Source organism: Streptomyces sp. 2A115 (assembly GCF_052245575.1).
Taxonomy (GTDB): domain Bacteria; phylum Actinomycetota; class Actinomycetes; order Streptomycetales; family Streptomycetaceae; genus Streptomyces.
Genome location: NZ_JBQQCG010000064.1, coordinates 60894 through 68815 on the forward strand (window position 1 = coordinate 60894; position 7922 = coordinate 68815).

Genomic DNA, 7922 nt, shown 5'->3' on the forward strand with positions numbered 1-7922 from the left:
TTGTTTGCATCCCCGCCACAACGGTAAAGGCATAATCGCACCAAGCGGGATCCAAGCAAGACGAAGCGGTCACGGAGCGTGGGAGGGCATCACATGGCGTGGCTGCTGGTGGTCGTGGCCGGACTCCTCGAGACCGGTTTCGCCGTCTGCCTGAAGCTGTCGCACGGCTTCACGAGACTCTGGCCGACGATCGCGTTCTGCATCTTCGCCCTGGGCAGCTTCGGCCTGCTCACCCTCTCGCTCAAAAAGCTCGACGTCGGCCCCGCGTACGCGGTCTGGACGGGCATCGGCGCGGCGGGCACGGCGATCTACGGGATGATCTTCCTGGACGACCTGGTCTCCACCCTGAAGATCGTCTCGATCTCGTTCGTGATCGTGGGGGTCATCGGCCTGCAGTTGTCGGGCTCCAGCCACTGAGCCGACCGGTTGCTCCGTGCCCCCACCATCTCCGCTCGTCCACCGCCCGCGGCCGCGTCAAACCACTGAACGCACGGTCGCCAGAGCGTCCCGCACCAACCCCGCCGTACCGCCCTCCCCCGCGGGGGCGAGCACGCACGACACCCCCAGGCGCACCACGAGCTCACACGCCCGCGCCAACTCCGCGGCCTCGGACTTGGACGCCCCCGGCAAGGTCAGCGCGGCAACGGCCCGATCCCGCACAAGAGCCACGAAATCCCCCGGCGAAGGCAACGGACCGTCCGCCCGCCTCTGCGCCGGCACGGCTGAAGAAGACGGCACGGCGGACAGGGTGAGAGAGGGCAGTCTCTCGCTCCAGCACCCGGTGAGCATGGCCCGCACCAACGCGTTGCCCCGAGCCGCCGACGCGATCCACTCCGCCAGGGCGGCCAGCCGCTCCCGGGGCTCGGTACGACTCACCAGAGCCCGCTCCACCCCCGCGAGATACGCGTCGGCCTCCCGTCGTACGAGAGCCCGCGCAAGCCCTTCCTTGCTCCCGAACTCGTTGTAGAGGGTCTGCCGGGACACTCCGGCCACGGCGGCAACGTCGACCATCCGCACGGCGGACCACGGACGGCTTCCGAGCGCTGTGAAGGCGGCGTCCAAGAGGGATTCCCGCGCTGCAGGCATCGTCGCCTCCCTGGGGCGATCGGCTCTGGGCATCAGAGTTGACGCGCACGAGGGCACTGTCAAGGGTTCTCGGCGGCACCGAGGGGCCGCCCCGCGCTTCCCCGCGCACCGATGGGGCGCGGAGAACTGCGCGACCAGCCACAGACTGCCCGCACTTTCCACACAACCCCGGCCTTGCCCCCCGTTTCCCGCGGAGGGGCCCGGCGGATACGGTTCGCTCATGCCCGACTATCGCGATGACCTGCGCCTCGCCCATGTCCTGGCGGACGCCGCCGACGCCGCGACGATGGACCGGTTCAAGGCGCTCGACCTCAAGGTCGAGACCAAGCCGGACATGACCCCGGTGAGCGAGGCCGACAAGGCCGCCGAGGAGCTGATCCGCGGCCACCTCCAACGGGCCCGGCCGCGCGACGCGATCGTCGGCGAGGAGTACGGCACCGAGGGCACGGGCCCCCGCCGCTGGGTGATCGACCCGATCGACGGCACCAAGAACTACGTACGCGGCGTGCCCGTCTGGGCCACGCTGATCGCGCTGACGGAGGCGAGCGAGGGCGGTTATCAGCCAGTCGTCGGCGTGGTCTCCGCGCCCGCGCTGGGCCGCCGCTGGTGGGCGGCCCAGGGCCACGGAGCGTTCACCGGCCGCAGCCTGTCGTCCGCGTCCCGGCTCAGGGTCTCCCAGGTCTCCCGCATGTCGGACGCCTCCTTCGCGTACTCCTCGCTCGGCGGCTGGGAGGAGCGGAGCCTGCTGGACGGCTTCCTGGACCTGACCCGCGAGGTCTGGCGCACGCGCGCGTACGGCGACTTCTGGCCGTACATGATGGTCGCCGAGGGCTCGGTCGACATCTGCGCGGAGCCCGAGCTGTCGCTGTGGGACATGGCGGCGAACGCGATCGTCGTGACCGAGGCGGGCGGCCGCTTCACCGGCCTCGACGGCCGCCCGGGCCCGCACAGCGGCAACGCGGCCGCGTCGAACGGCCTCCTCCACGACGAGCTGCTGGGCTATCTGAACCAGCGGTACTGAGGGCAGCTGAGGCACTGACGAAATGCGGGGCGCTGACCGAAAGACCGCGCGCCCAAAAAGGTCTGCACGCGCCCTCTTGTTGACCACCTCTTTAACTGCGACTCTGAGAGTCCCCCCACTTGTGAATTTGTGAATCCTTGCGCAAGCGGGATTCCTAGGAGGTGGCTCCGTCCATGCTCGTCCGCGACGCCATGAGTACGGTGGTCCTCACCATCGGACCCGATCACACCCTCCGGCAGGCCGCCGCGTTGATGTCCGCACGCCGCATCGGCGCGGCCGTGGTCCTCGACCCCGACGACAGCGGGCTCGGCATCCTCACCGAACGCGACATCCTCAACTCCGTCGGCATGGGCCAGAGCCCGGACACCGAGCGGGCGCACGCCCACACCACCACCGACGTCGTGTTCGCCGCGCCGTCCTGGACCCTGGAGGAGGCCGCGCACGCCATGGCGCACGGCGGCTTCCGGCATCTGATCGTCCTCGACCACGACGAGCCGGTCGGCATCGTCTCCGTCCGCGACATCATCCGCTGCTGGGCCCCGCTGCGGCAGCACGCCCCGGCCTGAGAGCCACGACCGGAAACCGGAAAGCGAACGGGCCGGAGCCCCAGTGCGAGGAATCCGGCCCGCTCTCCACGACAAGCGTTCCAGTGCTGGTGTCAGGTCAGCCGCGCAAAGCCTGGACCGCGGCTTCCAGCCGCTTGCCGAAGTCTCCGTCGGCCTGACGGAAGTTCCCGATCGCGCGCTCGGCGATGTCGTCGCGCGAGACCTTGGCGATGAAGCCCGCCAGGTTGTCGACCAGACGCCCCTTCTCGTCCTCGGACATCAGGCGGTAGAGGTTCCCCGCCTGCACGAAGTCGTTGTCCTCGGCGTGCACCGGAGCCTCGTGGTTGCCGGTGGCACCGGTGACGGGAGTGGCCTGCCACAGCGCGCGGTCCGTCTGGAACGGGCCGCCGAAGGAGTTCGGCTCGTAGTTCTTCGCGCCCTTGTGGCGGCCGTCGTACAGGAAGCCGTCACGGGAGTTCGTACGCGCCTCGGTGGCGTGCGGACGGTTCACCGGCAGGTGGTCGGCGTTGATGCCGACGCGGTAACGGTGGGCGTCGCCGTACGCGAACAAGCGCCCCTGGAGCATCTTGTCGGGCGACGGGCCGATACCCGGCACGAAGTGCGCGGGCGAGAAGATGCTCTGCTCGACCTCGGCGAAGATGTTCTCCGGGTTGCGGTTGAGCTCCAGCTTGCCGATCTCGATCGGCGGGTAGTCCTCGTGCGGCCACACCTTGGTGAGGTCGAACGGGTTGAAGCGGTAGTTCGCCGCCTCGGACGCCGGCATGATCTGCACCTGCACGGTCCAGGTCGGGAACTCACCACGCTCGATGGACTCGCGCAGGTCACGCTGGTGGGAGTCGGGGTCCTCACCAGCGATCCTGGCGGCCTCTTCCGAGGTCAGGTTCTTGATGCCCTGGTCGGTCTTGAAGTGGTACTTGACCCAGAACACCTCGCCGACCTCGTTGTTCCACTGGTACGTGTGCGAGCCGTACCCGTTCATGTGGCGGTACGAGGCGGGGATGCCGCGGTCGCCGAACAGCCAGGTCACCTGGTGGGTGCTCTCCGGGCTGAGGCCCCAGAAGTCCCAGACGTTGTCCGCCTCCTGCGAGCCCGTGTACGGGTCGCGCTTCTGGGTGTGGATGAAGTCGGGGAACTTGATGGCGTCCTTGACGAAGAACACCGGGGTGTTGTTGCCGACGAGGTCGTAGTTGCCCTCTTCGGTGTAGAACTTCAGCGCCCAGCCGCGGGGGTCGCGAACGGCGTCCGCGGAACCGAGATTGCCGGCCACGGTGGAGAAGCGCAGGAAGGTCTCGGTCCGCTTGCCGACCTCGGAGAGGAACCTGGCGCGCGTCCACCGGGAGACGTCACGGGTCAGCGTGAAGGTGCCGTAGGCGCCGGCGCCGCGGGCGTGCACGACGCGCTCCGGGATGCGCTCACGGTTGAAGTGCGCGAGCTTCTCGAGAAGCAGCTGGTCCTGAACGAGGACGGGCCCGCCGACGCCCGCGGTCTCGCTGTTCTGATTGTCGGCCACCGGAGCACCGGCCTCCGTCGTAAGCGGTCCCTGCGTCACGTGCGCCTCCTGCGTCATTCCTGACTCTTCCTGTCCCTCGTTCAATGCCGGTCTTGATCCTACAATGGACAATGTCTAAGTCAAGTGAAGCTCCAAAATCACACAGGTTCGGATTCTGGTCTCCTTTACTGCTAGGCTGATTCACATGAGTGACCTGTTGGAACGACTACGCGGACGCGGCTGGCGCATGACGGCGCAGCGACGTGTCGTGGCCGAGGTCCTCGACGGCGACCACGTCCACCTGACGGCCGACGAGGTACACGCACGCGCCGTCACCAAGCTGCCCGAGATCTCTCGGGCGACCGTCTACAACACCCTGGGCGAGCTCGTCTCGCTCGGCGAGGTGCTGGAAGTCGCCACGGACAAGCGCGCGAAGCGGTACGACCCGAACGCGCACCGTCCGCACCACCACCTGGTCTGCGCCCAGTGCGGCGCGATCCGCGACGTCCACCCGGGCGGCGACCCGCTGACCGACCTCCCCGACTCCGAGCGCTTCGGCTTCACGGTCTCGAACGTCGAGGTGACGTACCGAGGCGTGTGCCCGAACTGCGCGGCCGCCTGATCCGTACGGCTCCCGAAGCCCCGGCACCCCGATGGGTTGCCGGGGCTTTGTGCTGCGTACCGGCTTTGTACTGCTTACCGGCTCCGTGGTGCCCACCGGTTCTGTGCTGCGCACCGGCTTTGTGTTGCGTACAGCCTTCCCGAATCTGACACCCCGTCATATTGTCGTGCGGCACCCACCACCACCCCGTACCGAACTCCGCAAGGAGCAGCCGTGGGAGACCCGCACCCAAAACTCCACGCCACAGAACTGACCCGTACCTTCGGCCGGGGCGACCGCACGGTCCGGGCCCTGGGCCCTCTCGATCTGTCCGTCGCCCCCGGTGAGTTCGTCTGCCTCGTCGGCCCGTCCGGCTGCGGAAAGTCCACCTTCCTGCGAATCGCCGGGGGCCTGCTGCGCCCCAGCACGGGCGAGTTGGCGATCCGCACGACGCCGGCACCCGATCCGCGGCTCCGTCGCGTGGCCCGCCCGACCGCCATGATCTTCCAGGACTACGGCATCTACGACTGGAAGACCGTCCAGGCGAACGTCCGCTTCGGCCTGGACATCCAGCGCATGCCGCGCCGCGAGGCGGACGCCCGGGCCCGTGACTGGCTCGCGCGCATGGGGCTGGCCGACTTCGCCTCCGCCTACCCGGCCACGCTCTCCGGCGGTATGCGCCAGCGCGTGGCGATCGCCCGGGCGCTGGCCGTGGAGCCCGAGATCCTGCTGATGGACGAGCCGTTCGCGGCCCTCGACGCCCAGCTCCGCGTGATCCTCCAGGACGAGCTCCTGGAACTCACCCAGACGACCCGCACCACCACCCTCTTCATCACGCACAGCCTGGAGGAGGCGATCGTCCTCGGCGACCGCGTCCTCGTCATGTCCGCCCGCCCGGGCCGGATCATCGCCGAACGCCGCCCGCCGTTCCCGCGCCCGCGCTCCGGCGAGGTCCGCTCCACCCCCGAATTCACGGCGCTGAAGAGCGAGTTGTGGGAACTGCTGCGCCCGGAGGCGGTGCCCGCATGAACACGGCCGTACGCAAGGAACGCACCGACGCCCCGGCGGTACTGGTCCACCGCCCGGGCCCGCGAGAACTCCACCCCGTACGCACCCACCGCAGGCGCCGCGCCCTGGAACTGTCCCTCGCAGTCGCCGTCCCCCTCGCCCTGGTCCTGCTGTGGCAGCTGGCCGCCGCCCAGGCGTGGATCGACGACCGGGTCTACCCCGCACCGTCCACGATCCTTGCCGACGGCTGGGACCGAGCGGCGGCCGGCGACCTGTGGCCGGACGTCTGGGCCACGCTCAAGCGCGTGCTTGCCGGGTACGCGATCGGCACGGCCGCGGGCTATGCGCTGGGCCTGCTGATGGGTTCCCTGGGGCTTGTGCGAGCCGCGTTGGAGCCGCTGCTGGACGCGCTGTACGTCGTACCGAAGCTCGCTCTCCTGCCCATCTTCCTGAACATGTTCGGGCTCGGTGAGGGGCCACAGGTGGCGCTGGTCGCGGCCACGGTCTTCTTCTTCGTGTGGATCTCCACGATGTCGGCCGTGCTGGCGATACCTTCCGGGTATCGCGACGCGGGACAGGTCTTCGGGGCCTCGCCCTGGCAGATGTTCCGGCACGTACTGCTGCCCGCTTCCCTTCCGGCGGTCCTGGTGGGCGCGCGGATCGCGGCGGGCGTTGCCGTACTGGTCATCGTCGCCTCGGAGCAGATCGCCGCGACGAACGGCCTGGGACATCTGATCTTCGACTCGCGCGCCCTCTTCCAGAACGACGTGATGTTCGTCGGCATCGTCTGCGTCGCCGTGCTGGGCGTCGTCTTCTCCGAACTGGTGCGGATCGTAGGGCGGTTGCTCACTCCGTGGGCGCCGCGCGACCGGGGACGGGGGCAGTCATGAGGCGTTCTCCGTACGGTGCCTACGGTGCTGGTGGGTACGGTGCCGTGCTGGTGGCGGGGGCGCTGCTCGTCTCGGCGGGGTGCGCCTCCCAGGACTCCGGCACGGCCGCCGACGCGGGGAAGCCGCGCACCATCCGGGCCGTGTCCGGCTGTGGGACGGGGAGTTGGACGGACCCGGCCGACCTGTCCGCGGACCGCGAGCCGGCCCGCTGCGCCACGGGCGCCCCAGCCCCTCGGCCCCTCGCCAAGACCCGGAAGCTGACGATCGCGACGGGCACGCTCAGCGCGGAGTACGTGGCGCCGCTCCAAGTGGCCGCCGACAAGGGCGAGTTCAAGAAGGAGGGCCTGGACGTCACGCTGAAGGTGCTGCCCACGCCCGACGCCCTTCCCCTGCTCGCCAAGGGCGACATCGACGCCCAGTGGGCCGCGCCCGAGGCGGCCGTCATGAACGGCGTCAACGGCGGCTTCGACATCAAGTGGGTCGCCGGGAACTTCTCACCCGACCCGAAGTCGAAGAGCGGCCTGTGGGTACGGCTGAAGGACGGCGAGAGCGCGTCCCACGTCCCGATGGCCGGCCGCAAGATGGGCACGATGATCGGCAAGGGCTCGGTCATCGCGTACCCGATGAACAAGGCCCTGAAGAAGCACGGCGGCGGCCTCGACGAGATCCAGTTCCAGCAGCTGGGCTCCGCCGACGTCCTCACCGCCCTCCAGAACGGCGGCGTCGACTCCGCCTGGCTCCTCGACCCGGTCTGGCGAAAGGTCGACGGCGACGGCCGCTACGCCTTCCTCGGCGGCCAGCCCGTGGCCGAGCCGTTGGGCGGCATGCTGTTCGGTCCGACCCTGCTGAAGGAGGACGTGGACGCGGGGGTCGCCCTGCTGCGGGCGTACGTCCGCACGATCAACACGTACTTCTCCGGCGCTTCCGGCGACTACAAGAAGGACCCGGCCTTCGTGGCCACCCTGGCCAAGCTCCTCAAGACGGACCGCTCGGTCCTGGAGTCGACGCCGTCCCTCCGCATGGACTGGGAGATCCGCTCAGGAACCACGGACCGCCTCCAGTCCGCGTACCGCGCCGCGGGCGTCTCGGAGGGGGACCCGCTCCCGGAATCCCGGCTGGTGGACCGCTCGCTGTACGCGGAGGCGGTGGGACACAGGCCGTAACCGCTCACCACAACCTCGGACACACCGAAGGCCCGGAACCTTGCCGGTTCCGGGCCTTCGGCCTTCAGTAGCGGGGACAGGATTTGAACCTGCGACCT

9 protein-coding genes are annotated in these 7922 nt (G+C 69.3%); 7 read left to right on the forward strand and 2 right to left on the reverse strand.

What is annotated here, in order from left to right; genetic code table 11:
* Positions 1 to 93: 93 nt before the first annotated feature.
* Positions 94 to 417 carry a DMT family transporter gene (locus ACTWQR_RS39415; RefSeq protein WP_443232062.1) on the forward strand — a complete coding sequence of 108 codons (324 nt, stop codon included), beginning with the start codon at positions 94 to 96 and terminating at the stop codon, positions 415 to 417.
* Positions 418 to 474: 57 nt separating this feature from the next.
* Here the strand turns inward: ACTWQR_RS39415 and ACTWQR_RS39420 are convergent, their stop codons facing one another.
* Entirely contained in the window at positions 475 to 1086 is a 612-nt protein-coding gene (locus ACTWQR_RS39420) for a TetR/AcrR family transcriptional regulator (RefSeq protein ID WP_443232063.1), read from the reverse strand.
* 220 nt (positions 1087 to 1306) lie between these two features.
* On the opposite strand from ACTWQR_RS39420, the gene hisN reads away from it, so the two are divergent.
* Entirely contained in the window at positions 1307 to 2107 is an 801-nt protein-coding gene (gene hisN / locus ACTWQR_RS39425; protein WP_443232064.1) for a histidinol-phosphatase, read from the forward strand.
* Positions 2108 to 2280: 173 nt separating this feature from the next.
* Positions 2281 to 2673 carry a CBS domain-containing protein gene (locus tag ACTWQR_RS39430; RefSeq protein ID WP_443232065.1) on the forward strand — a complete coding sequence of 131 codons (393 nt, stop codon included), beginning with the start codon at positions 2281 to 2283 and terminating at the stop codon, positions 2671 to 2673.
* Positions 2674 to 2770: 97 nt separating this feature from the next.
* Here the strand turns inward: ACTWQR_RS39430 and ACTWQR_RS39435 are convergent, their stop codons facing one another.
* Entirely contained in the window at positions 2771 to 4240 is a 1470-nt protein-coding gene (locus tag ACTWQR_RS39435; protein ID WP_443232066.1) for a catalase, read from the reverse strand.
* A 127-nt stretch (positions 4241 to 4367) separates the two neighbouring features.
* On the opposite strand from ACTWQR_RS39435, the gene ACTWQR_RS39440 reads away from it, so the two are divergent.
* The 4 genes from ACTWQR_RS39440 (at position 4368) to ACTWQR_RS39455 (ending at position 7824) form a co-directional block, all read left to right on the forward strand.
* A complete protein-coding gene (locus ACTWQR_RS39440) occupies positions 4368 to 4784 on the forward strand; it encodes a Fur family transcriptional regulator (RefSeq protein ID WP_443232067.1) in 417 nt (138 codons plus the stop codon).
* A 213-nt stretch (positions 4785 to 4997) separates the two neighbouring features.
* Positions 4998 to 5792, forward strand: coding sequence for an ABC transporter ATP-binding protein (locus ACTWQR_RS39445; RefSeq protein WP_443232068.1), 795 nt, complete (start codon positions 4998 to 5000; stop codon positions 5790 to 5792).
* The gene (locus ACTWQR_RS39450) at positions 5789 to 6661 is read left to right on the forward strand and encodes an ABC transporter permease (RefSeq protein ID WP_443232069.1); all 873 of its coding nucleotides are present in this window, start codon (positions 5789 to 5791) and stop codon (positions 6659 to 6661) included. The genes ACTWQR_RS39445 and ACTWQR_RS39450 overlap by 4 nt, the downstream gene beginning before the upstream one ends.
* On the forward strand, positions 6658 to 7824 hold the full coding sequence (locus tag ACTWQR_RS39455; protein WP_443232070.1) for an ABC transporter substrate-binding protein: 1167 nt from the start codon (positions 6658 to 6660) through the stop codon (positions 7822 to 7824). Before ACTWQR_RS39450 ends, ACTWQR_RS39455 begins: the two co-directional genes overlap by 4 nt.
* The last annotated feature ends 98 nt before the right edge of the window (positions 7825 to 7922 follow it).

What these genes read in the sequence shown, in the direction of transcription:
- ACTWQR_RS39450 (WP_443232069.1), top strand. Translation starts at nt 5,789, where the DNA reads ATGAACACGGCCGTACGCAAGGAACGCACCGACGCCCCGGCGGTACTG.
- ACTWQR_RS39440 (WP_443232067.1), top strand. Translation starts at nt 4,368, where the DNA reads ATGAGTGACCTGTTGGAACGACTACGCGGACGCGGCTGGCGCATGACG.
- ACTWQR_RS39435 (WP_443232066.1), bottom strand. Translation starts at nt 4,240, where the DNA reads ATGACGCAGGAGGCGCACGTGACGCAGGGACCGCTTACGACGGAGGCC.
- ACTWQR_RS39420 (WP_443232063.1), bottom strand. Translation starts at nt 1,086, where the DNA reads ATGCCTGCAGCGCGGGAATCCCTCTTGGACGCCGCCTTCACAGCGCTC.
- ACTWQR_RS39415 (WP_443232062.1), top strand. Translation starts at nt 94, where the DNA reads ATGGCGTGGCTGCTGGTGGTCGTGGCCGGACTCCTCGAGACCGGTTTC.
- ACTWQR_RS39455 (WP_443232070.1), top strand. Translation starts at nt 6,658, where the DNA reads ATGAGGCGTTCTCCGTACGGTGCCTACGGTGCTGGTGGGTACGGTGCC.
- ACTWQR_RS39430 (WP_443232065.1), top strand. Translation starts at nt 2,281, where the DNA reads ATGCTCGTCCGCGACGCCATGAGTACGGTGGTCCTCACCATCGGACCC.
- hisN (WP_443232064.1), top strand. Translation starts at nt 1,307, where the DNA reads ATGCCCGACTATCGCGATGACCTGCGCCTCGCCCATGTCCTGGCGGAC.